At 41.4% G+C, this 22,572-nt stretch carries 32 protein-coding genes and 1 riboswitch; of the genes, 24 read left to right on the top strand and 8 right to left on the bottom strand.

Annotation, left to right across the window (positions count from 1 at the left end; genetic code table 11):
• Positions 1-3 precede the first annotated feature (3 nt).
• From comGC to MHI58_RS12045, 6 genes are read left to right on the top strand one after another with little or no spacing between them, the layout of a single operon-like run.
• Positions 4-297, top strand: coding sequence for a competence type IV pilus major pilin ComGC (comGC, locus tag MHI58_RS12070; protein WP_008342186.1), 294 nt, complete (start codon positions 4-6; stop codon positions 295-297).
• Entirely contained in the window at positions 290-736 is a 447-nt protein-coding gene (gene comGD, locus MHI58_RS12065) for a competence type IV pilus minor pilin ComGD (RefSeq protein WP_045034373.1), read from the top strand. The genes comGC and comGD overlap by 8 nt, the downstream gene beginning before the upstream one ends.
• Positions 720-1,034 carry a competence type IV pilus minor pilin ComGE gene (gene comGE / locus MHI58_RS12060; RefSeq protein WP_041506956.1) on the top strand — a complete coding sequence of 105 codons (315 nt, stop codon included), beginning with the start codon at positions 720-722 and terminating at the stop codon, positions 1,032-1,034. Before comGD ends, comGE begins: the two co-directional genes overlap by 17 nt.
• Positions 976-1,473, top strand: a complete 498-nt coding sequence (comGF, locus tag MHI58_RS12055) for a competence type IV pilus minor pilin ComGF (protein ID WP_045034372.1) — start codon at positions 976-978, stop codon at positions 1,471-1,473. The genes comGE and comGF overlap by 59 nt, the downstream gene beginning before the upstream one ends.
• Positions 1,470-1,853, top strand: a complete 384-nt coding sequence (gene comGG / locus MHI58_RS12050) for a competence type IV pilus minor pilin ComGG (protein WP_045034371.1) — start codon at positions 1,470-1,472, stop codon at positions 1,851-1,853. Before comGF ends, comGG begins: the two co-directional genes overlap by 4 nt.
• Before the next feature lie 60 nt (positions 1,854-1,913).
• The gene (locus MHI58_RS12045; RefSeq protein WP_008342191.1) at positions 1,914-2,108 is read left to right on the top strand and encodes a YqzE family protein; all 195 of its coding nucleotides are present in this window, start codon (positions 1,914-1,916) and stop codon (positions 2,106-2,108) included.
• Between the two features lie 34 nt (positions 2,109-2,142).
• Here the strand turns inward: MHI58_RS12045 and MHI58_RS12040 are convergent, their stop codons facing one another.
• Positions 2,143-2,469, bottom strand: coding sequence for a DUF3889 domain-containing protein (locus MHI58_RS12040; protein WP_045034370.1), 327 nt, complete (start codon positions 2,467-2,469; stop codon positions 2,143-2,145).
• 252 nt (positions 2,470-2,721) lie between these two features.
• On the opposite strand from MHI58_RS12040, the gene tapA reads away from it, so the two are divergent.
• Genes tapA through tasA form a run of 3 tightly spaced genes read left to right on the top strand, consistent with a single transcriptional unit; the run spans position 2,722 to position 4,730 of the window.
• Positions 2,722-3,249 (top strand): amyloid fiber anchoring/assembly protein TapA, encoded by a 528-nt coding sequence (gene tapA / locus MHI58_RS12035; RefSeq protein ID WP_045034369.1) that lies wholly within the window; start codon positions 2,722-2,724, stop codon positions 3,247-3,249.
• Between the two features lie 49 nt (positions 3,250-3,298).
• Positions 3,299-3,871, top strand: a complete 573-nt coding sequence (sipW, locus tag MHI58_RS12030) for a signal peptidase I SipW (protein WP_017357979.1) — start codon at positions 3,299-3,301, stop codon at positions 3,869-3,871.
• Positions 3,872-3,929: 58 nt separating this feature from the next.
• A complete protein-coding gene (tasA, locus tag MHI58_RS12025) occupies positions 3,930-4,730 on the top strand; it encodes a biofilm matrix protein TasA (protein ID WP_008342195.1) in 801 nt (266 codons plus the stop codon).
• A gap of 67 nt (positions 4,731-4,797) precedes the next feature.
• Here tasA and sinR read toward each other — a convergent pair whose 3' ends face one another.
• From sinR to MHI58_RS12005, 4 genes are all read right to left on the bottom strand, one after another.
• Positions 4,798-5,133, bottom strand: coding sequence for a transcriptional regulator SinR (sinR, locus tag MHI58_RS12020; protein ID WP_017357978.1), 336 nt, complete (start codon positions 5,131-5,133; stop codon positions 4,798-4,800).
• 33 nt (positions 5,134-5,166) lie between these two features.
• Positions 5,167-5,331 carry an anti-repressor SinI family protein gene (locus MHI58_RS12015; protein ID WP_082055572.1) on the bottom strand — a complete coding sequence of 55 codons (165 nt, stop codon included), beginning with the start codon at positions 5,329-5,331 and terminating at the stop codon, positions 5,167-5,169.
• Positions 5,332-5,515: 184 nt separating this feature from the next.
• Complete coding sequence (locus MHI58_RS12010; protein WP_017367588.1) at positions 5,516-6,313, bottom strand: YqhG family protein; 798 nt, start codon at positions 6,311-6,313, stop codon at positions 5,516-5,518.
• Positions 6,314-6,327: 14 nt separating this feature from the next.
• Positions 6,328-7,998: a DEAD/DEAH box helicase gene (locus MHI58_RS12005; RefSeq protein WP_008342199.1), complete on the bottom strand. Its 1,671-nt coding sequence runs from the start codon at positions 7,996-7,998 to the stop codon at positions 6,328-6,330.
• A 250-nt stretch (positions 7,999-8,248) separates the two neighbouring features.
• Positions 8,249-8,356, top strand: a riboswitch (glycine riboswitch).
• A gap of 201 nt (positions 8,357-8,557) precedes the next feature.
• Between MHI58_RS12005 and gcvT the strand changes: the two genes are divergently transcribed.
• Genes gcvT through gcvPB form a run of 3 tightly spaced genes read left to right on the top strand, consistent with a single transcriptional unit; the run spans position 8,558 to position 12,471 of the window.
• Complete coding sequence (gene gcvT, locus MHI58_RS12000; protein WP_045034368.1) at positions 8,558-9,655, top strand: glycine cleavage system aminomethyltransferase GcvT; 1,098 nt, start codon at positions 8,558-8,560, stop codon at positions 9,653-9,655.
• 16 nt (positions 9,656-9,671) lie between these two features.
• Positions 9,672-11,018: an aminomethyl-transferring glycine dehydrogenase subunit GcvPA gene (gene gcvPA, locus MHI58_RS11995; protein WP_024718851.1), complete on the top strand. Its 1,347-nt coding sequence runs from the start codon at positions 9,672-9,674 to the stop codon at positions 11,016-11,018.
• Positions 11,011-12,471, top strand: coding sequence for an aminomethyl-transferring glycine dehydrogenase subunit GcvPB (gcvPB, locus tag MHI58_RS11990; protein WP_045034367.1), 1,461 nt, complete (start codon positions 11,011-11,013; stop codon positions 12,469-12,471). The genes gcvPA and gcvPB overlap by 8 nt, the downstream gene beginning before the upstream one ends.
• A 39-nt stretch (positions 12,472-12,510) precedes the next feature.
• Here the strand turns inward: gcvPB and MHI58_RS11985 are convergent, their stop codons facing one another.
• A complete protein-coding gene (locus MHI58_RS11985) occupies positions 12,511-12,891 on the bottom strand; it encodes a rhodanese-like domain-containing protein (RefSeq protein ID WP_024718853.1) in 381 nt (126 codons plus the stop codon).
• Between the two features lie 219 nt (positions 12,892-13,110).
• Between MHI58_RS11985 and MHI58_RS11980 the strand changes: the two genes are divergently transcribed.
• From MHI58_RS11980 to MHI58_RS11970, 3 genes are all read left to right on the top strand, one after another.
• A complete protein-coding gene (locus MHI58_RS11980; protein ID WP_017357972.1) occupies positions 13,111-13,947 on the top strand; it encodes a biotin/lipoate A/B protein ligase family protein in 837 nt (278 codons plus the stop codon).
• Positions 13,948-14,032: 85 nt separating this feature from the next.
• The gene (mntR, locus tag MHI58_RS11975) at positions 14,033-14,467 is read left to right on the top strand and encodes a transcriptional regulator MntR (RefSeq protein ID WP_003215946.1); all 435 of its coding nucleotides are present in this window, start codon (positions 14,033-14,035) and stop codon (positions 14,465-14,467) included.
• A 305-nt stretch (positions 14,468-14,772) separates the two neighbouring features.
• A complete protein-coding gene (locus MHI58_RS11970; RefSeq protein WP_045034366.1) occupies positions 14,773-15,648 on the top strand; it encodes a patatin-like phospholipase family protein in 876 nt (291 codons plus the stop codon).
• On the opposite strand, the gene MHI58_RS11965 is transcribed toward MHI58_RS11970, so the two are convergent.
• Both MHI58_RS11965 and MHI58_RS11960 read right to left on the bottom strand, forming a co-directional pair.
• The gene (locus MHI58_RS11965) at positions 15,645-16,040 is read right to left on the bottom strand and encodes an SA1362 family protein (protein WP_024422959.1); all 396 of its coding nucleotides are present in this window, start codon (positions 16,038-16,040) and stop codon (positions 15,645-15,647) included. The two genes, MHI58_RS11970 and MHI58_RS11965, sit on opposite strands and share 4 nt — an antisense overlap.
• A 38-nt stretch (positions 16,041-16,078) precedes the next feature.
• Entirely contained in the window at positions 16,079-17,035 is a 957-nt protein-coding gene (locus MHI58_RS11960) for a DUF1385 domain-containing protein (RefSeq protein WP_039165998.1), read from the bottom strand.
• A 221-nt stretch (positions 17,036-17,256) separates the two neighbouring features.
• Here MHI58_RS11960 and MHI58_RS11955 point away from each other — a divergent pair, with 221 nt between their 5' ends.
• The 9 genes from MHI58_RS11955 to spoIIIAD all read left to right on the top strand — a co-directional run bounded on the left by MHI58_RS11955 (position 17,257) and on the right by spoIIIAD (position 22,568).
• The gene (locus tag MHI58_RS11955; protein ID WP_035390792.1) at positions 17,257-17,784 is read left to right on the top strand and encodes a YqhR family membrane protein; all 528 of its coding nucleotides are present in this window, start codon (positions 17,257-17,259) and stop codon (positions 17,782-17,784) included.
• 109 nt (positions 17,785-17,893) lie between these two features.
• Positions 17,894-18,337: a type II 3-dehydroquinate dehydratase gene (gene aroQ / locus MHI58_RS11950; protein ID WP_007501195.1), complete on the top strand. Its 444-nt coding sequence runs from the start codon at positions 17,894-17,896 to the stop codon at positions 18,335-18,337.
• Positions 18,334-19,395: a Xaa-Pro peptidase family protein gene (locus MHI58_RS11945; RefSeq protein WP_007501193.1), complete on the top strand. Its 1,062-nt coding sequence runs from the start codon at positions 18,334-18,336 to the stop codon at positions 19,393-19,395. Before aroQ ends, MHI58_RS11945 begins: the two co-directional genes overlap by 4 nt.
• A 25-nt stretch (positions 19,396-19,420) precedes the next feature.
• Positions 19,421-19,978 (top strand): elongation factor P, encoded by a 558-nt coding sequence (gene efp, locus MHI58_RS11940; RefSeq protein WP_007501192.1) that lies wholly within the window; start codon positions 19,421-19,423, stop codon positions 19,976-19,978.
• A 173-nt stretch (positions 19,979-20,151) separates the two neighbouring features.
• Positions 20,152-20,433: a YqhV family protein gene (locus MHI58_RS11935; protein WP_017367580.1), complete on the top strand. Its 282-nt coding sequence runs from the start codon at positions 20,152-20,154 to the stop codon at positions 20,431-20,433.
• Between the two features lie 66 nt (positions 20,434-20,499).
• Positions 20,500-21,423, top strand: a complete 924-nt coding sequence (gene spoIIIAA / locus MHI58_RS11930; RefSeq protein ID WP_024718857.1) for a stage III sporulation protein AA — start codon at positions 20,500-20,502, stop codon at positions 21,421-21,423.
• Positions 21,417-21,932, top strand: coding sequence for a stage III sporulation protein SpoIIIAB (spoIIIAB, locus tag MHI58_RS11925; protein ID WP_007501189.1), 516 nt, complete (start codon positions 21,417-21,419; stop codon positions 21,930-21,932). The genes spoIIIAA and spoIIIAB overlap by 7 nt, the downstream gene beginning before the upstream one ends.
• 19 nt (positions 21,933-21,951) lie before the next feature.
• Positions 21,952-22,158, top strand: coding sequence for a stage III sporulation protein AC (gene spoIIIAC / locus MHI58_RS11920; RefSeq protein ID WP_003153142.1), 207 nt, complete (start codon positions 21,952-21,954; stop codon positions 22,156-22,158).
• The gene (gene spoIIIAD / locus MHI58_RS11915; protein WP_087978339.1) at positions 22,155-22,568 is read left to right on the top strand and encodes a stage III sporulation protein AD; all 414 of its coding nucleotides are present in this window, start codon (positions 22,155-22,157) and stop codon (positions 22,566-22,568) included. Before spoIIIAC ends, spoIIIAD begins: the two co-directional genes overlap by 4 nt.
• Positions 22,569-22,572: the final 4 nt, after the last annotated feature.

Genomic DNA, 22,572 nt, shown 5'->3' with positions numbered 1-22,572 from the left:
GGCATGAATGATAAAGGATTTACACTGTTAGAAATGTTAATTGTCATGCTTGTGATCTCCATTCTTTTATTGATCACCATTCCAAATATCACTCGGCATCATCAAAGCATTCAAGCAAAGGGCTGTGAAGGGCTGAAATCAATGGTGAGTACACAGGTAATGGCATATGAATTAGAGCATGACGGCAAGACGCCATCTTTAGCTGAATTAGAAAAAGAAGGCTATGTCAAAAAAGGATTAACTTGTCCGAATGGAAAGGCAATTTTCATTCAAAACGGGGATGTGAAAAATGAATAAATCGCTTTTCCAGGAGAAAGGATTTACACTCATTGAGCAGCTCTTGATCGTCATGATTTTCTCTATCTTATTTTCGATAATAGGTGGAAAAGTGCCCAATATATTAGAAAGTGCTGAAGCAAAAAAGCAAGTGAACTTGCTAAAACAAGATCTTCAATTGGCATCTTATACTGCATTTATTAAAAAAACACGAGTAACTGTTGAGTTTCACCCGCACGATGTATCTTATCAAGTCATCGAACAGAATAGTGAGCAGATCATTACTTCTAATCCACACAAAAAAGGCACCATCAAGCAATCTACATTTCAAAAAGGCCTTCACTTTAATAAAAACGGACATCCAAATAGCGGCGGTTCTCTCATTGTTCAATTTGGCAGTCAAATATATAAACTCACGATTTACTTAGGGAGCGGGCGGATTCATGTTCAGAAACAATAAAGGATTTAGTACGTTTGAGATGCTCTTTTCTTGCCACCTCTTTCTATTTGCTGCTCTTGTGCTCGTGCCATCCTTTGAAAAACTGACAATTGGGAAAGAAGAATTAAGGGCTAAACTGGAAGCTTATCAAATCTTACATGAGTATATGAATAAAGCTTTTATAGAAGGTCAAAATGAATCAAGTCCAAAGAAACGAGGCGAGATCACATATGAATTCATTTGGGGTCAGGAGAAGGGATGTGTTTCATACAAAGTACAAAAAAAGAAGACGCTTTGCTTTCGACATTTGGAGCGATGAACAAGGCTTTACACTCGCTCAAGCAATATGGCAATTGCAGCTATTTTTGCTGCTTTCTTTTTGCTGCATGCTGCTTTTATCAATTGTTGAAAAAGCTCATCCGTTTGCAGAAATCAACAAATTTTCGCAAATGGAGTGGAAACAAACGGTCCTGCAATTAGAGGAGGAGCTAAATTGTGCTGTCGCTGTAAGAGCGGTGAAAAATGGAACAGCACTGGAGTATATTTCAAATCAAGGGCGAGTGGTGACGATTGAGCCGTATCAAGAGATGCTTCGTAAACGAACGGATCAGGCAGGTCATCTCCCTTTATTACAAAAGGTGAAACAATTCTATGTAAGAACAAAAGAGCAAACCACCACTCTCCAAGTCACAGATGTCTTTGGTCAAGTACATGAAGCTGTTTTTTTCACTTACAAAGGAGTGATTCCTAAAACGTGAAAAGAGAAGACGGGTTTATTTATCCACACGTATTTGCTGTCATTCTTTTATTTTTATTGATTCTAGGCTCGATGACCATTGGGTTTCAAAAAGAGTTGAAAAGTGCAGAGCTCACGATTTCTTTTTATCAAAAACAGCAGTTATTTCGTTTAGGTCTAAGTGAAGCTGCAAACAAATTAAATCGTATTTGTGATCAGCCATTGAGCCCAATTGTCACAGAAGAAGGTCGAGTGACGTTGAAGCGAATTGGGTGCGATGACAGAAAAAAGCTAGTCCGCCTCTTGGTTAACATCGAGACAAAGGGTGGTGTAACTGATGAGCGAGAACTAGAGATGAATAAGGAGACAGGAGAAATCAATCAATGGATCAGCACTTATTAGCGAGTGTATAAAACGGTACTCTTCTTGGTAACACTTTAAGGAAGAAGAGGTGAGTGTTCGATGAAGACAAATGATTATGTAAAATATATGACGCAGGAAATTATTAAATATATGAATACACCACGTGACGAGCGGAAAGAACATAAACAGGAAAAAATGGAGACAAAACCACCATTTTCTCAGCGTTTATTCGGTGTTCTGCCTTTTGGCTTCTCAATGATGCTAAAAAAACGTCAACGTCATCGACAAAAGTAAAAAGCCGCCAGCAGGCGGTTTTTTTCATGCCATTTTAGCTGTATTCTTCCACAACAATGACTTTATTGACCTTGTTCGAGTAAGGGTTATAGGAAATGGTGACATATACCCCAAATTCTTTGGCCTGATCTTTCAACGTAATATGATATTGCTTCACGGATTCTTTCTCCCGGTGCCGATCCCACACTTTTTGTTTGAATAAAACATGTGCTAACGGATACCGTTTTTTTGCTTCTTTGACTGCCCTTATTTCCCATTGATCTGCGGCAGCAGTGATTCCTTTTGCCTCAGCTAGATGGGCGCTTTGGATCAAAGGGCTTAACAGTAAACTGAGCATGATCATGATTCTTCCATATTTCAACTAACATCACCTCACCAATTATTATCCTGACCAAATCCTGCACTTTTATGTAAATTTTTAAGAAGTACAAATGTCACAGAAAAAAATATTGAATATGGCGAAAGAATGAGAAAATGGAAGAATTTTCTCGGTAATGTTCTTGTTTAAGAACAAAATGGACTAATTTGACGTTTTGGATTTTATAGGTAATTCCTTATACTGAGTGTAATCGTTCTTTTTAAAGAACAATTGTTCAAGGAGTTGAAAGATTCAATGAAACAGCTGCTCTTTGTACTATTTTGTGCTATTTGTTTGATTTTCACTTCTTTTTTTATTACGTCTACTAACGCTTCTTTTAACGATGTTGAGCATTCGAATTTTGTCATGAAAACATGTGAAAATTTCGAAGAGACAGATCAGCATTGCCAGCCGAAGAAATGGGATAGAAGCCATTTGAAACTGATCGATCAAACGATCATTGAGGGGACAGTCTGTGCGCCTCAAAAGCTGAGCATGTCACTAAAAAATATTGGACAACCCATCGCGCACTCTGAATGGAAGTGGGAACTACATAAAGTAGAGAGTGTTCAGATGCCATTACAAGATGGCCATGTTATTGAAAAAGGTGCTATACAGTCCCTCTCATCAGAAGAAATGACGACTGTCACGGCAGTTAAAGCAAAAACAAATGGAATCTATGTGTTTAAAATCTATTATCCTAAAGGGTTTGGTGGTTCTGAAAAGCCATTCTTTACGTCTCAACATATGCAGCTTTCGAATTGTCAAGAAAAGGCGTCCTAAATAGGATTTGCCTGCTGAATGAAACATGATATGTAAAGGGGAGAAAGGTATGAAAAAGTGGATGAAAATGTCTGGGAGTATTCTTTACGCGCTGGTCTTCACGATGATGATTGTGTGTATTATTGTCGTGTTGTCATCAAGGACAACAGGCGGAGATCCTCAGATTTTTGGTTATGAGTTCAAGCAAGTATTATCTGGATCAATGGAACCGGAATTTTCGACTGGTTCATTGATTGTTGTGAAACATGTCACCTCACCTGAAACACTCAAAAAAGGGGATATTATTACGTTTCAAACGAAGCAAGACCAATCCTTTGTGACTCACCGCATTGTTGGGGTGAAAGGAAAAGGAGTAAATAAAGCCTTTGAGACAAAAGGAGACCACAATATGTATCAAGACGGCACGCTCGTCAAAGCGAATCAAGTGACTGCGCAGTATACGGGCGTGAACATTCCTTATGCAGGAAAGCTTCTTTCGTATGCAGGAACTTCTGCTGGGACCGCTCTTTTGCTCATTATTCCAGGGGTGATGCTGCTTGTTTATTCAACCATTCATTTTGTTGGTGCTGCCAAACATCGAAGACATACGGCTGAGTTACATATGTCAGAGGAACAAGCATAAATTTTCGTTTGTAACCTAAATCAGGTTTCAATAAAACAATTTATTAGGGGGTTCAATCATGGCAATGAAAAAATCAATTCGTTTAGGTGTTTTATCGGGAGCGTTAGGTCTTGCTTTAATTGGCGGGGGAACGTGGGCTGCATTTAATGATGTTGAGACGGCAAACGCGGTCTACTCTACAGGAGAGCTGAATCTATCTGCAAAAGAGAATTCCGGCGCTATCAACCTTGCGAACATAAAACCCGGTGACCGTATAAAGAAGGAATTTAATTTTGAAAATAAAGGGTCTCTTGCAATTAATCAAGTGCTGATGAGTCTTGATTATAGCCAGTTTCAAGATGGAACATCAGCGAAAAATGGCGGGAAGAATACAGCTGAAGAATTCCTCAGCCAATTTCAGGTGAGTGTTCTAACGGTTGGAGCCGAAGGTGGGAATGGATACCCGAAAAATATTATTTTAGACCATGCAAACCTGCTTGACCTGCATCTATTAACGTCAAAGCAGGATCAGACCGCATTTGAAAAGCTTCGTCATGCCGTCGATGAGAAGTTTTTACATGAAAGTGGTAAAATTAATGTTGCCACCGTTGATGGATCAACAGCTCCAGAGTATGACGGCATTCCAAAGAATCCGTTTGATTACGATAAAATGGAAATGATCATTGAATTTGTCAATGACCAGACGAAGGATAAAGCGGGTAACTATATCCAAAATAAATACCAAGGCGATGCGATTCAAGTTGATCTTTCCTTCGAAGCGACTCAGTGGAATGGTTTAACGATCAATCCAAAAAAGCATACGGATGAAAAAGGCTACGTGAAAGAAAACGAAAAAGCACACAGCGAAGATAAAAAATAAAGTCAGTCTTTAGACTGATAACAAGATCTGCATAGCAATTGGAGGAGTATGCGCTAAAATATGCGCATTACTCCTCTTCTTGCTTTTTTTTCCAGATTTGATAATCTAAAAATTCACGAAATTGCTTTTTCGAAACCCCTGATGTCATTGCATCTCGAACTAGTTTTTCCCATTCACTATCTAATTGACCATCGTATTCGGTTTCATCATTTTCGTTTAACAGTGTATGAACCGAGACGTCCAGAACAGCGGAGACTTTTTCAAGAAATTGAATGGAGGGGTTTGTTTGCAAGTTTCTTTCTATTGAACTTAAATAAGACTTCGCTACCCCAGCCTTTTCGGCCAGTTCTGATAGTGAGTAGCCTTTTTCATTGCGGTATTGTTTAATACGCTGGCCAATCAATGTCATCACCTTCCTTTCGATATTATAGCACATTCAGAAAGGTTTGATAGAATGACTTCTTGCCATAGGGGGAGACTCAGAGGACTTTTCGCGTGATTTGAGAAAATGACGGACTTCTTCTGCTGTTAGTCCTGCTTTGTGCGCTTCGCGTAATAATTGAACCCATTCACTGTCTAATAACTTCGTTTTCTTTTCCATACAAATACCCTCCTAAAATACTGAATCGTGTATTTCAGGCACTTAACGCATGAAATGGAAAAACACAGGTGATAAGACCTCATAGATTGCTTGCGTCATGTTTCCGCCCAATACAAACAGACAAACGTTGCTTTTGATTGATCGAAAATTTGATATCACATGAAAGGGAGGGGGACTCGCTAAGTCAGCCTCCTCTTTTTTGCTGTAAGTAAAAAAGTCCGCCATTTTCAATCGTAAGACTGATTTTTGGTTCGTATAAAGTTTTAAGTGCTTGTCTTTCTATTTCATATTCTACAGATGTGTCTGAAGTCCCTTCATAAAATTGGTTTAAAAGTTCCGAGTCTTCTTTCCACTTTTGAACAGCTCTTACCGCCCAATCATCCGGCTCTTCATTGGCATAACGTTCCATCAGGCTGTAAAGCCGTTTGACGCCGCTCTCTGGCTTAATCATCGTACTCATTGTGAAGCAATAATCAGGAATTTGAGACGATAGCTCACGCGCTTCTAGCTTCTCTTGAAATTGTTCGATGACTTCTCCGCGTATTAGATGCAGTCCAAGAGACAGCAGTTTGTCTTTTTTACGGTCTGCCAGATAGGATATTTTGACATTGAGACCAAGCCACGGCTCCAGTGCGATCTGGCTGTTTGTGAGCGGTCTGACTTTTTCGTACAGCCGAATAAAACGGCCTTGCTGTTTCACAACCTCGAATATTTGGAATAAACGAGGGGAGCCGAAGTGGACAAATTCTCCTTCGACCGAGTCATCAGCTTTTTTTTGATCGGTGATCAAAGTCAATTGCCGCGGCTCAGGTACGCCTCCCGTTTTTTCGAGCCAATGCCAATAAAAAGGACGGTTCATGATCAATTTATCCATTTCGATTGTCAGCTGTACGGTCATGTGCCCTGCACTTTCTTCAAGTATGTCGCATTGATTTGCCTGAAAGAAACGGAGAAGAAATGTGTGAATCTCGCGCTGCTCCATTGGTCAACTCTCCTTTATGAACCTTGCTGTCTTTCTTCTAAAAGCGGTGTTTGTGCTTCTGTTAAATAGGAAGCAAATTGGGTTAATTTCTTTTTCATGTCTACGTCAGACTCGTGCTGGAAGAGAATTTGATGCAATTCTGTTTCAGCATCTTGGATATCAATTCGGGTTAAAATATCATCTAGATCGCCAATGACGTTTTCAAACAGCTGAATTTTTTCATATAAAAGTTTTAAAATATGTTCTTCGACTGTCCCGCTAGTTGCCATATTGTAAATGTGGACATCCCGCTCTTGACCGAGCCGGTGAATACGTCCAATTCTTTGTTCCAAGCGCATTGGGTTCCACGGAAGGTCGTAGTTGATGATTTGGTTGCAAAACTGAAGGTTGATCCCCTCGCCGCCTGCTTCTGTCGCGATGAGCACTTGCGCCCGCTCTCTAAATAAATCTTTCATCCAATCTTTTTTACTCCGTTTAAACCCGCCTCGAAAAGGAACCGAACTGATGCCGTTTTGCTGGAGAAACCATTGTAAATAAATTTGTGTCGCACGGTATTCAGTGAAGATAATGACTTTTTCATTTAATTGTTGAATGAGTTTAACGACTTCAAGTGCTTTAGAATTTTGTTCTACCTGGTTGATTTTCTCCATGATGTGCATCATCGCAGAAGCACCTAGAATGTGTTTTTCCTCTTCTTGCATTTTTTTAATGGTCATATAGACGGCCTCACGACTCGAACAGCATTCTCGTTCTAAGGTCATAATTGAAAACATGTGCTTCGTATAGGAAGGGTTTTCTTTTAACTTACAAATTTCATCATATAGTGCTTGTTCTGTCGGGGAGAAATCAATAGAAATCGTCTTTACATGCCGCTTTGACCATTCGATGCCAGTGTCTTGTCTCCGGTTCCGAATCATGACTTTATTGACTAACTGTTTTAGCCGGTCATGGTCCTCAAGTTGAAGGTCTTTTTTGGCAAAGAGGTCTTTAAACTGTGTTTCATTACCTAAATGGCCTGGCTTCAACAGAGAAACGAGATTGAAAATTTCTCCTATCCGATTTTGGATAGGTGTGGCTGTGAGCAGTAAGCAGAACTTTTTATTCAAATTTCTCACAAACTCATAGTTTTTCGTTTTATTGTTTTTCAGTTTGTGTGCTTCATCAATAATGACCATATCGTAGGAGATGGATAAGATCGTGTCTCGATGTGGCTGTCTTTTGGCTGTATCAATTGAGGAAACCACAACATCGCACTGCTCCCACACATAGCTCTTCTTTTGCTCGACAGCATCTATGTAAAATTTCGTTCGCAGTTCTTGTACCCATTGGGACACAAGGGAGGCGGGTACGAGAATGAGAATCTTCTTGGCAAGTCCGCGAATCATGTATTCTTTGATAATCAGTCCTGCTTCAACGGTTTTTCCAAGACCCACTTCATCTGCTAAAATGGCTTTCCCATTCATCTCTTCTACGACTCTTCTAGCGACTTCGAGCTGGTGTTTTAAAGGAGTAAATGCAGGCAGATGCGCAGGTGCTTGCAGTCCTTCAAATGAATCAATGGCTGTCACTTTTTGTACTTGTGCTGCTAAACGGTACATATCCCAATTCGCCCAGGGACCGTCTGCTGTAAGCCGCTTTTGAAATTCACTTGCCCATTTTTGATCAAATATCGTTTGAATATTCAATGTGACCGCCTGCCTTTCTGGTAGAGTGATGATAAAATCGTTCTGTTTTTAAACGCTTCATTTTTTCATAGCGATTTAAAAGATGTTATATATCAATAAAAGCGAACGATAATGAATGATTATTTTAAAAATGTTAATGATTTTTCTGTTGCTCTTCATCCATTTCTAATGGTAGGATGTTGGTAAGTGATCTAGAGAATAAGTCACCCATTTTGATAGTATGTCCAATAAAGGTGAAGAATATGAGCGGATGATGGTATGGGGAGAGACCTAGCGGTTATTTTGCACTGACAGGCGCCGAAGGAGCAAGCTGAATTGGTTCAGTGAATCTCTCAGGCAAAAGTACTCTTACCGGACGCAACTCTGGAGAGTGTTTGCGCAGCGATTTTTAGCAAACCACCAAAGGGGAAAACGCACAATGATGTTGTGCTGTAAACTTTCAGGTGCAAGGACAGAGACTTCTTTTTGATAAAAGGGAGCGCTCTGTCCTTTTTTGCTGTGATTTTTTTCTGAAAATTCAGCTTGTGATGCACTGTAAGAAAAAAGGGGGAAACGATTGATGTTGAAACGAACACCGCTTTTTCATGCGTATGAAACGTTTGGCGCAAAAACCATTGACTTCGGGGGCTGGGAATTACCTGTCCAATTTTCTTCCATTAAAGAAGAACATGAAACTGTTCGAACAAAAGCAGGGCTGTTTGACGTGTCTCACATGGGTGAGGTGGAAGTCACAGGTCAGGGAGCCCTTCCTTTTTTACAAAGGTTATTAACCAATGATCTGTCAAAGCTTACAGACGGTAAGGCACTATATACAGCCATGTGTTATGAAGATGGCGGAACGGTGGATGATCTGCTTGTCTACCAAAAAGAAAAGAACAACTATTTGCTTGTGATCAATGCTTCAAATATTGAAAAAGATGTGGATTGGCTGCTGAAACATCAAGGTGAGGAAGACGTTTTCATTAAAAATGTCTCTGATCAAACCGCCTTGTTAGCCCTTCAAGGACCTCTTGCTGCTGACATCATCAAAGATGTTGCGGATGAAGAGGTAACATCACTGAAGCCATTTACGTTTTTATCAAAAGCAATAATTGCGCAAAAAGAGGTGCTTGTATCAAGAACTGGCTATACAGGAGAAGATGGCTTTGAAATCTACTGCCAGTCAGAAGATGCTGTTCACCTTTGGACCGCTTTATTAGAAGCTGGACAGCCGAAAGGACTGATCCCATGTGGACTCGGTGCACGTGACACCTTAAGATTTGAAGCAAGACTCCCGCTTTATGGCCAAGAGCTCACGAAGGATATTTCTCCTTTAGAAGGCGGCATTGGTTTTGCTGTAAAAACGGATAAAGAAGCAGATTTTATCGGAAAAGATGCACTTAAAAAACAAAAAGAAGAAGGACCGAAGCGAAAGCTTGTCGGGATTGAAATGATAGATAAGGGGATTCCGCGGACAGACTATCCGGTCTTCTCAGGAGATAAGCAGATTGGTGTAGTCACAACCGGTACACAATCTCCAACATTAAAGAAAAATATTGGGCTTGCCTTGATTGAAACATCAGAGGCACAGCTTGGGACAGAAGTAGAAGTGCAAGTTCGTAAAAAACGTCTAAAAGCCAAAATCGTCGCCACACCATTTTATAAAAGAGCCAAATAACGAGGAGGAATAGAGGATGAAGCACAGGTATTTGCCGCAAACAGAGCAAGATCAAAAAGAAATGCTGGATGTCATCGGTGTTCAGTCAATTGATGAGCTTTTCTCAGATATCCCAGAGAAAGTCAGATTCAAAGGTGCGTACAACATCAAAGAAGCCGCATCTGAAACAGAGCTAGTGCGGGAATTGTCTCGTCTTGCTGCAAAAAATAAAGATACAGTGGCTTATGCCTCGTTTTTAGGTGCTGGTGTGTATGATCATTACCAGCCTGTGATTGTCGACCATGTGATTTCACGTTCTGAATTTTATACAGCGTACACACCTTATCAGCCTGAAATTTCTCAAGGTGAATTGCAGGCAATCTTTGAATTTCAAACAATGATTGCTGAGCTGACTGGCATGGATCTTGCCAACTCCTCGATGTATGATGGCGGAACGGCATTAGCTGAAGCGGCGATGCTGGCAGCAGGACATACAAAAAAGAAAAAGATTGTGGTATCTGAGACGGTTCATCCTGAATCAAGAGCGGTGCTGAAAACATATGCGAAAGGACAGCATATTGAAGTCGTCGAGGTACCTGCGCGAAAAGGTCAGACCGATCTAGCCGCATTAGAAGAAGCCGTCTGTGACGAAACAGCAGCGGTCCTTGTACAATACCCAAACTTCTTCGGTGTTGTTGAACCATTAAAGGACATTGAACCGATTGCACATAAAGGGAAAAGTTTATTCATCGTCTCAAGTAACCCGCTTGCACTTGGTTTACTGACACCACCAGGAAAGCTTGGGGCAGATATTGTCGTTGGTGATGCGCAGCCATTTGGCATTCCAGCTGCATTTGGCGGACCTCATTGTGGATATTTCGCTGTGACGAAAAAATTAATGCGGAAAGTGCCGGGGCGTTTAGTCGGGCAAACAGAAGACGAGAACGGTGTGCGAGGATTTGTGCTGACCCTTCAAGCGCGCGAGCAGCATATCCGAAGAGACAAAGCGACTTCAAATATTTGTTCAAACCAAGCATTAAATGCGTTAGCCGCTTCTGTTGCGATGACGGCGCTTGGGAAAACAGGTATCAAAGACATTGCCTATCAAAACGTACAAAAAGCCCATTATGCCAAGACGCAGGCAGAAAAACATGGGTTACAGGCTGAAATAGAGGGTGCTCATTTTAATGAATTTGTGTTGAAACTGAATGAACCTGTGAAAGAAGCGAATGAGCGATTGCTTAAAAAAGGAATCATCGGCGGATATGACTTGGGACGGGATTATCCAGAGCTTCAGCAGCATATGCTCGTCGCTGTGACAGAACTAAGAACAAAAGAAGAAATTGATACGTTCATCAAGGAATTGGGGGATCGTCATGAATAAACAAGATCAGCCGCTTATTTTTGAATTATCCAAAGAAGGAAGAATTGGTTACAGCCTGCCTGATTTAGACGTACCTGAGGAGAAGCTCCCAAATTTATTTGATGAAACGTATATCCGCCATGAAGATGCTAAGCTGCCAGAGGTTTCTGAACTGGATATTATGCGTCACTACACAGCATTATCTAGGCGTAATCACGGGGTCGATTCTGGCTTTTATCCTCTAGGCTCTTGTACGATGAAATATAATCCAAAGATTAACGAAAAGGTGGCACGTCTTGCAGGTTTCTCGAACGTGCATCCACTTCAAGAGGCAGACACTGTGCAAGGTGCATTAGAGTTACTTTATGATTTAGGTGACCATTTAGAAGAAATTACAGGAATGGACGCCGTGACATTACAGCCTGCGGCAGGAGCACATGGCGAATGGACGGGGCTCATGATGATTCGTGCATACCATGAAGCAAGAGGAGATCTTAAACGAACAAAAGTCATCGTGCCTGATTCTGCTCATGGAACAAATCCCGCATCTGCAACAGTAGCAGGATTTGAAACGATTACGGTGGCATCTAATGAACATGGGCTTGTCGATTTAGACGACCTGCGCCGTGTTGTCAATGAAGAAACAGCGGCTCTCATGCTCACAAATCCAAATACACTCGGCCTTTTTGAAGAAAATATTTTAGAAATGGCTGAAATCGTCCACGGAGCAGGCGGGAAGCTTTATTATGATGGAGCGAACTTAAATGCTGTATTAAGCAGAGCAAGACCGGGGGATATGGGATTTGATGTGGTTCACTTAAATCTTCATAAAACCTTTACAGGTCCACACGGAGGAGGAGGCCCTGGTTCAGGTCCAGTTGGCGTGAAAAAGGATTTGATTCCATATTTGCCAAAGCCAGTGCTTGTGAAGAAAGAAGGTCGTTATTTCTTTGATTACGATCGTCCAGAATCCATCGGCCGTGTGAAACCGTTCTATGGGAACTTTGGTATCAATGTCAGAGCGTATGCGTATATCCGCTCTATGGGACCAGACGGCTTAAAGGCTGTAACGGATCATGCGGTGTTGAATGCAAACTATATGATGCGCCGCTTATGTGCTCATTATGATTTGCCATTTGACCGCCACTGTAAGCATGAATTTGTCCTTTCAGGTAAACGTCAAAAGAAACTAGGTGTGCGGACACTTGATATTGCCAAACGATTACTTGATTTTGGCTATCATCCGCCAACGATTTACTTCCCGCTAAATGTAGAGGAATGTATCATGATTGAACCAACTGAAACAGAATCAAAAGAAACCCTTGATGCATTTATTGAAGCGATGATTCAAATTGCAAAAGAAGCGGAAGAGAACCCAGAAATCGTACAGGAAGCACCACATACAACCGTTGTGAAACGAATGGATGAAACAAAGGCTGCACGGAATCCAGTGCTGGTTTTTGAAAGAAAATAAAAAGACTCATGGGGGCATTAGCTCCCAGAGTCTTTTTTGTTAGTTCTTTGTTTTAATGCGGCCGCCCCATTTTTTAAAGCCGCCCTTTAAATTATAAATCTCACGACAGCCATTTTTACGTAACGTTTGAGCAGCTTTTCCGCTTCTCAAATTATTTTGGCAATAGAGATAAACAGGCTTGTCAGGGCGTATTTCATTTTTGCGCTGCTTTAATTGTGAAAGGGGAATGTTTCTTGCGCCTAAAATATGTCCACCTTCAAACTCATTTGGTTCTCTCACATCAATGAGTTGGGCTTTGCGGTAACCTTTGATAAATTCTGCTTCCGTCAGCGTTTTCATTATGCGCTGCTGATAAATGTAACTGCCGATGGAATAAAGAACGAAAAGTCCACAAAGTGAGAGGACGATATAGTTGAATATTGGCAATACGACTCGACTCCTTCTTGAGCATCAGCACAGTCACCTGTCTGATGGTACGTTTTAGACAAATACTATTATAGTAAAGCAAAAGAAACTTGTCATCATAAATGGTAAGAATTATTTTCAATTCCTTCCCTATTTGATAGACTGATGAAGAGAGAAAATTGGTGGTCACCACCATTATCTAACATTGACTACGTAAAAGAGAAGGGATTTTATATGCAAAAAGAGAAATGGTGTTTCATTGATACAGGAAACCAAGACCCTGCCTTTAACATGGCCATGGACGAAGCCTTGCTTTATTGGCATAGCGAGAAGCTGATCCCGCCTGTGATCCGTTTTTATGGTTGGAATCCAGCGACATTATCTGTTGGATATTTTCAACATGTTGAAAAAGAAATCAACATGGAAGCGGTTGAGCGCTATGGTCTTGGGTTTGTTCGCAGGCCTACAGGAGGCCGCGGCGTTCTTCATGATCAGGAATTGACCTACAGTGTGATCGTGTCAGAAGAGCACCCAGAGATGCCGGCGACGGTGACAGAGGCATACCGCGTCATTTCAGAAGGGATTTTAGAGGGCTTTAAAGAACTGGGACTCGATGCGTATTTTGCCATTCCTCGTACAGAAAAAGAAAAAGAAAGCTTAAAAAATCCAAGATCGTCTGTATGTTTTGATGCGCCTTCATGGTACGAGCTTGTCGTAGAAGGCAGAAAAGTAGCAGGCAGTGCGCAAACAAGACAAAAAGGTGTGATCCTCCAGCATGGCTCGATTTTAATTGATCTTGATGAGGACAAATTGTTTGATTTATTTCTGTATCCAAACGACCGGGTGAGAGAGCGGATGCAGCGCAGCTTTAAAAACAAAGCGGTGGCGATCAATGAAATTTCAGATCGAACATGTACGATAGACGATGCGCGTGTTGCATTTAAACGAGGGTTTGAAAAAGGATTAAATATCGAGCTTGTGCCTTATGAGCTGACAGATGAAGAGTTGGCATTTGTTCATCACCTCGCCAAAACGAAATACGCCACAGATGATTGGAATTACAAGCGTTAAGACGAAGGACTCTTCTTGTTTTTTAATGGGCGATGGTGTAGAATTGTTATGATTATTAAGTAAAGGTGCATTTTGGAGGGGTTTTATGACTACACCTAGTATGGAAGATTATATTGAACAAATTTATATGCTGATAGAAGAAAAAGGATATGCAAGAGTATCTGATATTGCAGAAGCCCTCGCTGTCCATCCCTCCTCTGTAACAAAAATGGTTCAGAAGCTAGATAAAGATGAATACCTCATTTATGAGAAATATCGTGGTCTAATTTTAACCCCGAAAGGCAAAAAAATTGGAAAACGTCTCGTATACAGACATGAACTGCTAGAGCAATTTTTAAGAATCATTGGTGTAGATGAAGAGAAAATTTATGATGATGTAGAAGGTATTGAGCATCATCTCAGCTGGAACAGCATTGACCGCATCGGCGACCTCGTCCAATTCTTTGAAGAAAACGATGAGCGATCCGTTCAGCTGAAAGCGATTCAAAAGAAAAACGAACAAACAAATCAAGAATCTTAAGAAAAAGGACACCTGGCGAAGGGTGTCCTTTTAAATTGTTGACAAAGGGGTAAAATGTACTTTATTTTAGCTCTTTGTCTTCTTTTCAGCGTGAAAGAAAACCTTTGCAGTCTAGGAAGGACGAGCATCGGAGCGGAGCGAATTTGACATTCGTGAGCACCGGAGCGCAGGACTGACACCGAATGCGAGGGGTTGTCTACACGCTGAAAGGACACCTGGCGAAGGGTGTCCTTTTTGAATATAGTTCTAATGAAAGGCAAATGCTCCTACACTATTAATAGTGTGACAGAAAAGGGGGTTCCTTGATGAAGATAGATGGTGTGTTCTCAGGTGGAGGCATTAAGGGTGCAGCACTTGCAGGCGCCTATGAAGCGCTTGAAGCAAGAGGATTTCAATTTGTCCGTCTCGCTGGAACAAGTGCGGGAGCAATCATTGCTTCACTCATCGCAGCGGGTTTTACGAGTCAGGAGATTCGGGAGCTGTTAGACGAAATGCATGAGCATCAATTGCTTGACCGAAGGTGTCAATTCATCCCGTTTAAAATGCTCAGGTGGGTGTCTATTTATTGGCGTCTTGGCCTTTACAAAGGTGACCGTCTAGAAAAATGGCTGACAGACGTGTTAAAACGAAAAGGCGTCACCGTATTCGGTGATCTGAAAAAAGATACGCTCAAAATCGTCGCTTCTGATTTAACAAATGGCAAAATCCTTGTCCTTCCAGATGACCTTCCTTCCTATGGGTTAAATCCAGAACGGTTTTCTGTCGCCAGAGCCATTCGGATGAGCTGCAGTTTGCCTTATTTTTTCGAACCTGTGAAACTAAGGTCTTCAAAAGGAATTTGTACCATCGTGGATGGCGGCGTGCTCAGCAACTTTCCGATTTGGCTTTTTGCTGAAGAGAAAAAAAGACCGTTTGTCGGTGTCACATTAACCCCAAACGAAAAAGAACGCCCTCAACATTCCATCCGCAATGCGTTTGAACTGTTTGGCGCTCTATTTGAAACGATGCGTGGTGCTCATGACGAAAGACATATTGCCACAAAACACGAACGTCATATTATTTTTATCCCTGTAGAACACGTCATTGCCACTGATTTTCAGCTGATGACAGAAAAGAAAAAGGCGCTCGTCGATCTAGGCAGACAGAAGGCCGAGCAATTTTTAAAGAGCTGGACATTTTAAAATAAGGCGCGATTTTTCTTTTTGTTTTTCTTGCCTTCAATGACTGTCAAATGTGTTTGGCTTTTCTTTTTGAGAAGGACGGGCTTAGACTTGTGGTCAGTCGGCACGCTTCGCAAATGAGTGACCCGGTTTTTCATCTGGCTTTTCGTTTTTGGTTTAGGCTGCTGGTAGCGACGTTTTGATTGTTTGACTGCTTTACGATAAAGATTTCCTTCTGTTCCAGTTCTTCGATTCATCAGCCATCTAAATAAGAAAAATAGAACCGCTCCAATGATCACAACTGATAGCAGCATCGTAAAGAGTCTGCCTGGATTCGTTGTGAGTAAATACACAAATCCCAAAACACCTAAAGCGAAAATAATGGTAAAAGCAGGATGTACTCGGCGATTCATAACTGTCCACCTCCGAAAGAATTTACCGGATTTATAAACTAGATCACTTGATGAGCAGAATCTGATGCTTGTTTCGCAGATGCTTCCTCTAAACGAAGAAGTTCATTAAAACTTGCAATGGCTACCTCGACTTGATCATCAGAGGGTTCTTTTGTTGTGAGCAATTGCAGCCAAAGGCCAGGATAGCCAAGCACTTTAAGCACTGGCACGTCACGGAGTTTGTTTGTGAGCTGAAGCACTTCAAATGAAATGCCCAGAACAACCGGAATAAGCGCCAAGCGATTCAGAACTCTCACCCATAAAGGATCTGTCGGTACGAGTAAATAGACGAACATGCCGACAATGACAGTGAATAAAATAAAGCTGCTGCCGCATCGATAATGCAGGCGAGATTGGCTTTGGACATTTTCCACTGTGATGTCAAGATTCTGTTCATAGCAGTTTATGACTTTATGTTCTGCCCCATGATATTGAAATACCCTTTTAATTAAAGGGGTCATGGAAATAAAGTAAATATAGCCTAATAACAGGATCAATTTAAAGAATGTTTCCACTGCAATTTGTGCGAAGTTTCCAGAAAACACCGGACGCACAAGTTCGGCTAAAAAGACAGGCACTAAAGTAAAGACAAATTTACTAAAAAGAAGAGAGAGAACTCCGATCACAGCAATGCCAAAGATCATTGATAATTTCGAGCTTTTTTGTTCTTTTTCAAGAGAATGATCTTCAGAAGGATCTAAGTCATAGCGCTCGCTGGAGAAGTTTAAGTGCTTACTGCCGTTTGCGCTTGCTTCAACAAGTGCAGCAACACCCCTGACAAAAGGGATTTTCTTAAGAAAGGCGGTTCGTTTATTGGAGGTCCGGGGAAGCTTTAAAAACTCAATCGACTCATCCTTACGCCGAATCGCTGTCACATAGTTCTTTTTACCTCCGAACATGACACCTTCCACAACTGCCTGCCCTCCATATGCTGGAGGTTTTGTTTGATTGGACATATTTCATCAACCTGCCTGTTTCCTGTAATTTACATGCATTTCCTTATACCTTTATTGTACAGGAAAAGAGGGGAAATCACTAGCTCACAGGTCGATTATCTACTAGAATTCTATCTACCTCTTTTTAGCCAGTATACCCTGTTATAAAAATTTTACACTCTCACACGGAAATCCTTTTTTTTCATGACATTTTGGACATACTACTTGCTGGAGGTGTTCATATGAAACGTGATGAAAAGAAAAACCAAGAAGAAAAAAATCAATCAGTACAAACGTCTTCAATGGTGGCAAGGGCAGCAGCCACAGGTTTTGTCGGCGGAGTTTTTTGGGGCTTTATCGGATTTCTGACCCATATGTTTCATTTTTCAGAGGTGAGTCCAAATATGCTGTTGCAGCCATTTGTGCTTGGTGAATGGAAAAAAGGCGGACTTGGTACATTTATGAGTATTGTACTTTTAGGGATTTTATCTATTGGAGCAGCCTTTATTTATTATGGACTGCTCAAACGGATCAAAGGTTTTTGGATGGGGCTGATCTATGGCGCGATTTTATGGCTGCTTGTTTTTTATGTATTTAATCCTATATTCCCCGATGTGAAGCAAGTGCAAGATTTGCAGCAAAGCACCATTGTGACGACATTTTGCCTATATATTTTATATGGCATGTTTGTCGGATACAGTATTTCATTTGAATACAATGAATTAACGAGTCAGAAGCTTGCAAGGGCACTCGGGAAAAAGACAGAATAAAGTGTAAATCCACCATTCATATGATAAAATTATTTTTGGAAACGAAAGGTTTCTAAGGAAAAAGAAACAGACATCGATATAGAGTGAATTAGGGTGAAGGAGTGGTCATATGCCTCATTTTCTAGTGCTGAATGGGCCCAACTTAAATAGGCTCGGCAAGAGAGAGCCAGGAGTTTATGGAAGTAAAACATTAACAGATTTAGAAACGGATTTGTTTCAGTTTGCAGAAAGAGCAAATATTCAATTGACGTTCTTTCAATCGAATCACGAGGGAGATTTGGTCGATGCGCTCCATGAAGCAGAAGATCAGTACGATGGCGTCGTGTTTAACCCGGGTGCTTTTACCCACTATAGCTATGCACTGAGAGATGCCATTGCAAGTATTACGTTACCTGTCATCGAAGTACATATCACAAATGTTCATAAGAGAGAGGAATTCCGCCATCATTCGGTTCTTGCTCCAGTATGCCAAGGTCAAATCGTTGGACTTGGTTTAGAAGGATATAAATTGGCGATTCGTTATTTAGTCAGTGAAGGGGGAGCAGTATCATGAAACTTGAAAAACTAAGAAAACTTTTGGCCGAATTAGACATAGATGGTTTAGTGATTACAAGCAGCTTTAATTTACATTATATGACGAGTTTTACTGGATCAGCCGGTCTTGCCATCGTTTCAAAGGATCGAGCCGCCTTTATTACGGATTTTCGTTACACGGAACAAGCCAAGGATCAAGTAAAGGGCTATGACATCATTGAACATAAAGGAAACATTGTGGAAACTGCTGTCCAAACGGCAAACGAATTTGGGGTGAAACGTCTTGGTTTTGAACAAAACCATATGACATTTGCCACCTACCAGCAGTACTCGGGGAAAGCAAGCGGTATCGAGCTTGTTCCAGTCTCGGAATCAGTTGAAAAGTTGCGCTTGATTAAGTCTAATGAAGAGATTAAGATATTAGAGGAAGCTGCGAAGATTGCAGATCATGCCTTTGATCATATTCTCACGTACATCAAGCCGGGCCTGACAGAAATTGCGGTCATGAACGAGCTTGAATTTTTCATGAGAAAAGAAGGGGCAGAAGGATCTTCATTCGATATGATTGTTGCCTCTGGCGTTCGTTCAAGCCTGCCACACGGGAGAGCGAGCGAAAAGGTGATTGAATCTGGCGACTTGGTGACACTGGATTTCGGTGCCTATTATAAAGGCTATTGTTCAGACATGACAAGAACCATTGCTGTAGGAACACCAAGCGACAAATTAAAGGAAATATATCATATCGTATTAGAAGCAGAAAACGCTGGTGTGGATAAAATCAAGCCAGGCTTAACAGGAAAAGAAGCTGATCGCATCACACGAGACATCATTGAAAAGTATGGCTACGGTCAATACTTCGGGCATTCGACTGGACATGGTCTTGGTATGGAAGTACATGAAGCACCTGGCCTTTCCTCACGCTCAGATGTCGTGTTAGAAGAGGGAATGGTTGTGACAGTTGAACCAGGCATTTACTTGCCAGATGTCGGCGGCGTGAGAATTGAGGATGATATTGTCCTGACAGCTGACGGCAATAAACGATTGACCCACTCACCGAAAGAACTTATCATATTATGATGGTGAAATGTAGGAGGATGACAAAATGATTTCAGTAAACGATTTTCGTACAGGCCTGACAATTGAAGTGGACGGCGGTATTTGGCGTGTAGTGGATTTCCAACACGTAAAACCAGGAAAAGGCGCAGCGTTTGTCCGTTCGAAACTGCGTAACCTACGTACAGGTGCGATTCAAGAGAAAACATTCCGTGCAGGTGAAAAAGTAGCGAAAGCTCAAATTGAAACAAAAACAATGCAATATTTATATGCAAATGGCGATCAGCATGTATTCATGGATACAAGCTCATACGAACAACTTGAACTAAGCGAAGCGCAAATCAAAGATGAGCTGAAATATTTGCTTGAAAATATGTCGGTTCAAATCGTCATGTACGGTGATGAAACACTTGGAGTAGAACTTCCAAACACTGTAGAACTAGAAGTAGTAGAAACAGAGCCTGGTATTAAAGGTGATACGACATCAGGTGGATCAAAACCTGCAAAAACAGAAACTGGTTTAATCGTGAACGTTCCTTTCTTTGTGAACCAAGGTGATAAACTAGTGATCAATACATCTGACGGTTCATACGTTTCAAGAGCGTAATGAACGGAGAGAGACTGTAAACTTCGTGTTTACAGTCTTTTTTTATTTGAAAAATAGGACGCCTCGTTATAACACCCCTTACTCTATTCTCTCATCCATCTCTCTTCCTTTTGAAAAACAAGACTACTTCTAGCTAGTGAAGCATATAGTGTAAAAAAAGCTGGAGGTTCTATATGAAACAATTTCTCCCGGGTATACACCCATCAGTCGCTGCCATGGCAGGGATGAGGTTTTTATCTGCCGCGATTGAACTGACGGCCGCCATCCTCATTTTAGTGACAAATGATGTGCGTAAAGCGGTTGTCATCAATAGTATATTAGCGATCATTGGGCCGCTCATTTTTATTATCACGATGACGATTGGAATCTACCAAATTGCAGGGCAGTTATCCTATGCGAAGCTTGTGTTTATTTTCATTGGTGTCGTATTTATACTTGTTGGAATTTATAAGTGAAATGGCTTGGCATAATTAACGGCATGCATCATACATTTTAGAGAAGAAAAAAAGGAGGGGAATTCGTTGCGGAGTTTGTTGGATATTCTCCCGCACTCAATTGGACAAGAACTCAGCATGTTAAAAGAAGCAGAGTGGGCGCAAATAGAAGAAATCCGCATTCGCACCGATCGCCCAATTGAGCTGATGCAAGGAGGAAAACCCCGCTTTCTTTCCTATTATACAACAGGTGAAGATGCGGCTCAGCTATTAGGCAGGCTCAGTAATTACAGCATGTACACACTGGAGGAAGAGTTAAAACAGGGCTATATCACCATATCTGGCGGACATCGGGTTGGGCTTGCTGGAAAGGTCATCGTCGAAAATGGATTCGTCAAAGGCTTAAGAGATATTTCTTCATTTAATATTCGTATCGCAAAAGAGAAGATCGGAATTGCTCTGCCGTTTCTCCCTTATTTATATGAAAAACATTGGTGTAACACACTGATTATAGGTCCGCCGCAAACCGGGAAAACGACATTGCTGCGTGATCTAGCCCGTCTTGTCAGTACAGGAACAACAGCCATTTCTCCTAGAAAAACAGGGATTGTAGATGAACGCTCTGAAATCGCAGGTTGTATAAGAGGAGTGCCGCAGCATTCTTTTGGGCACCGGATTGATGTACTTGATGCGTGCCCAAAGGCTGAAGGGTTAATGATGATGATCAGATCCATGAGCCCAGAAGTCATCATTGTCGATGAAATCGGAAAAAGTGAAGATGTACAGGCACTGTTAGAAGCAATCCATGCTGGAGTCACCATTATCGTCTCAGCTCATGGGTATTCTCTTGAAGACTTATCTAAACGGCCATCATTTGAACCGTTATGGCAGCTTCGTGTGTTTGATCGATATGTGGAATTAAATAGAGAAAAAGGGCCTGGCACGATCGGACGGATATTTGACCAAGAGGGACAAGAGCTGAAGCGGAGGCGGGGAGTGGACGTATGTTAAAGCTTATTGGTGCTATTTTCATTGTTGCGGCTACGACATGGGGAGGATTCGAGTTTGCGAAGCGGTACAGTGATCGGCCAAAGCAAATCCGCCAGCTCCGGTTTGCACTCCAATCTCTTGAAGCTGAAATTATGTATGGTCAAACACCTTTAGCTAGAGCCGCTGACCAAATTGCGTCCCAAGTAGGACCGCCTGTGAATCGGCTATTTGAACAATTTGCAGAAAAACTCAACGTCGGAACCTTTTCTGCGAGGCATGCATGGAATGAAAGTCTAGAGGATGTATGGAAAAAAACCGTATTAAAAAAAGGCGAATATGAGGCGCTGAAGCACTTTGGAGAAACCCTTGGTCAGCATGATGTGACGGCTCAGCAAAAATATATCAAGCTAGCTTTAGGTCATTTGGAATCAGAGGAAAAAGAAGCTGAAGTTGCCCAAGCGAAAAATGAAAAAATGGTGAGAAGTCTTGGTTTTCTAAGTGGGTTACTACTGATTCTGTTATTGATGTGAGAGGAAGGGAGTCGAGAGCATGGGCGTTGATGTAAACGTCATTTTCCAAATTGCGGGAGTGGGTATCGTCGTGGCTTTTCTCCATACGATTTTAGATCAAATGGGGAAAAAAGAGTACGCACAGTGGGTGACACTGCTTGGATTTATCTACATTTTATTTATGGTTGCTACCATTGTGGATGATTTGTTTAAGAAGATTAAAGCCGTATTTCTATTTCAAGGATAGGGGAGGGCTTACAAATCGAAATTATTCAAATTGTTGGACTTGGTTTAATCGCTACTTTTCTAGCATTAATCGTCAAAGAACAAAAGCCAACCTTCGCCTTTATGCTTGTTGTGTTTACTGGGTGTGTCATTTTCCTTTATTTAATCGATCAAATCTATGCCATTATCTCCATGATTGAAAAAATTGCAGCAAGTGCAGGCGTCAATATGAAATACGTGGAAACCATTTTGAAAATCATTGGCATTGCCTATATTGCAGAATTTGGTGCCCAGCTTACAAAGGATGCGGGACAAGGCGCCATCGCTTCAAAAATAGAGCTTGGCGGCAAGATTCTTATTTTGGTCATGGCGGTACCGATTTTAACGGTCATCATTGAGACGATCCTAGGTATGATCCCGTCCATGACTTGATGGA

It is taken from the genome of Bacillus sp. FSL K6-2869 (assembly GCF_040869405.1).
GTDB lineage: Bacteria > Bacillota > Bacilli > Bacillales > Bacillaceae > Bacillus > Bacillus altitudinis.
The sequence above is the reverse complement of the archived record's forward strand: the minus strand, read 5'-3'. Positions and strand labels throughout refer to the sequence as shown.

What these genes read in the sequence shown, in the direction of transcription:
- comGC (WP_008342186.1), top strand. Translation starts at nt 4, where the DNA reads ATGAATGATAAAGGATTTACACTGTTAGAAATGTTAATTGTCATGCTT.
- comGD (WP_045034373.1), top strand. Translation starts at nt 290, where the DNA reads ATGAATAAATCGCTTTTCCAGGAGAAAGGATTTACACTCATTGAGCAG.
- comGE (WP_041506956.1), top strand. Translation starts at nt 720, where the DNA reads ATGTTCAGAAACAATAAAGGATTTAGTACGTTTGAGATGCTCTTTTCT.
- MHI58_RS12045 (WP_008342191.1), top strand. Translation starts at nt 1,914, where the DNA reads ATGAAGACAAATGATTATGTAAAATATATGACGCAGGAAATTATTAAA.
- tapA (WP_045034369.1), top strand. Translation starts at nt 2,722, where the DNA reads ATGAAACAGCTGCTCTTTGTACTATTTTGTGCTATTTGTTTGATTTTC.
- sipW (WP_017357979.1), top strand. Translation starts at nt 3,299, where the DNA reads ATGAAAAAGTGGATGAAAATGTCTGGGAGTATTCTTTACGCGCTGGTC.
- tasA (WP_008342195.1), top strand. Translation starts at nt 3,930, where the DNA reads ATGGCAATGAAAAAATCAATTCGTTTAGGTGTTTTATCGGGAGCGTTA.
- MHI58_RS12015 (WP_082055572.1), bottom strand. Translation starts at nt 5,331, where the DNA reads ATGGAAAAGAAAACGAAGTTATTAGACAGTGAATGGGTTCAATTATTA.
- MHI58_RS12010 (WP_017367588.1), bottom strand. Translation starts at nt 6,313, where the DNA reads ATGGAGCAGCGCGAGATTCACACATTTCTTCTCCGTTTCTTTCAGGCA.
- gcvT (WP_045034368.1), top strand. Translation starts at nt 8,558, where the DNA reads ATGTTGAAACGAACACCGCTTTTTCATGCGTATGAAACGTTTGGCGCA.
- gcvPA (WP_024718851.1), top strand. Translation starts at nt 9,672, where the DNA reads ATGAAGCACAGGTATTTGCCGCAAACAGAGCAAGATCAAAAAGAAATG.
- gcvPB (WP_045034367.1), top strand. Translation starts at nt 11,011, where the DNA reads ATGAATAAACAAGATCAGCCGCTTATTTTTGAATTATCCAAAGAAGGA.
- MHI58_RS11980 (WP_017357972.1), top strand. Translation starts at nt 13,111, where the DNA reads ATGCAAAAAGAGAAATGGTGTTTCATTGATACAGGAAACCAAGACCCT.
- mntR (WP_003215946.1), top strand. Translation starts at nt 14,033, where the DNA reads ATGACTACACCTAGTATGGAAGATTATATTGAACAAATTTATATGCTG.
- MHI58_RS11970 (WP_045034366.1), top strand. Translation starts at nt 14,773, where the DNA reads ATGAAGATAGATGGTGTGTTCTCAGGTGGAGGCATTAAGGGTGCAGCA.
- MHI58_RS11965 (WP_024422959.1), bottom strand. Translation starts at nt 16,040, where the DNA reads ATGAATCGCCGAGTACATCCTGCTTTTACCATTATTTTCGCTTTAGGT.
- MHI58_RS11960 (WP_039165998.1), bottom strand. Translation starts at nt 17,035, where the DNA reads ATGTCCAATCAAACAAAACCTCCAGCATATGGAGGGCAGGCAGTTGTG.
- MHI58_RS11955 (WP_035390792.1), top strand. Translation starts at nt 17,257, where the DNA reads ATGAAACGTGATGAAAAGAAAAACCAAGAAGAAAAAAATCAATCAGTA.
- aroQ (WP_007501195.1), top strand. Translation starts at nt 17,894, where the DNA reads ATGCCTCATTTTCTAGTGCTGAATGGGCCCAACTTAAATAGGCTCGGC.
- MHI58_RS11945 (WP_007501193.1), top strand. Translation starts at nt 18,334, where the DNA reads ATGAAACTTGAAAAACTAAGAAAACTTTTGGCCGAATTAGACATAGAT.
- efp (WP_007501192.1), top strand. Translation starts at nt 19,421, where the DNA reads ATGATTTCAGTAAACGATTTTCGTACAGGCCTGACAATTGAAGTGGAC.
- MHI58_RS11935 (WP_017367580.1), top strand. Translation starts at nt 20,152, where the DNA reads ATGAAACAATTTCTCCCGGGTATACACCCATCAGTCGCTGCCATGGCA.
- spoIIIAB (WP_007501189.1), top strand. Translation starts at nt 21,417, where the DNA reads ATGTTAAAGCTTATTGGTGCTATTTTCATTGTTGCGGCTACGACATGG.
- spoIIIAC (WP_003153142.1), top strand. Translation starts at nt 21,952, where the DNA reads ATGGGCGTTGATGTAAACGTCATTTTCCAAATTGCGGGAGTGGGTATC.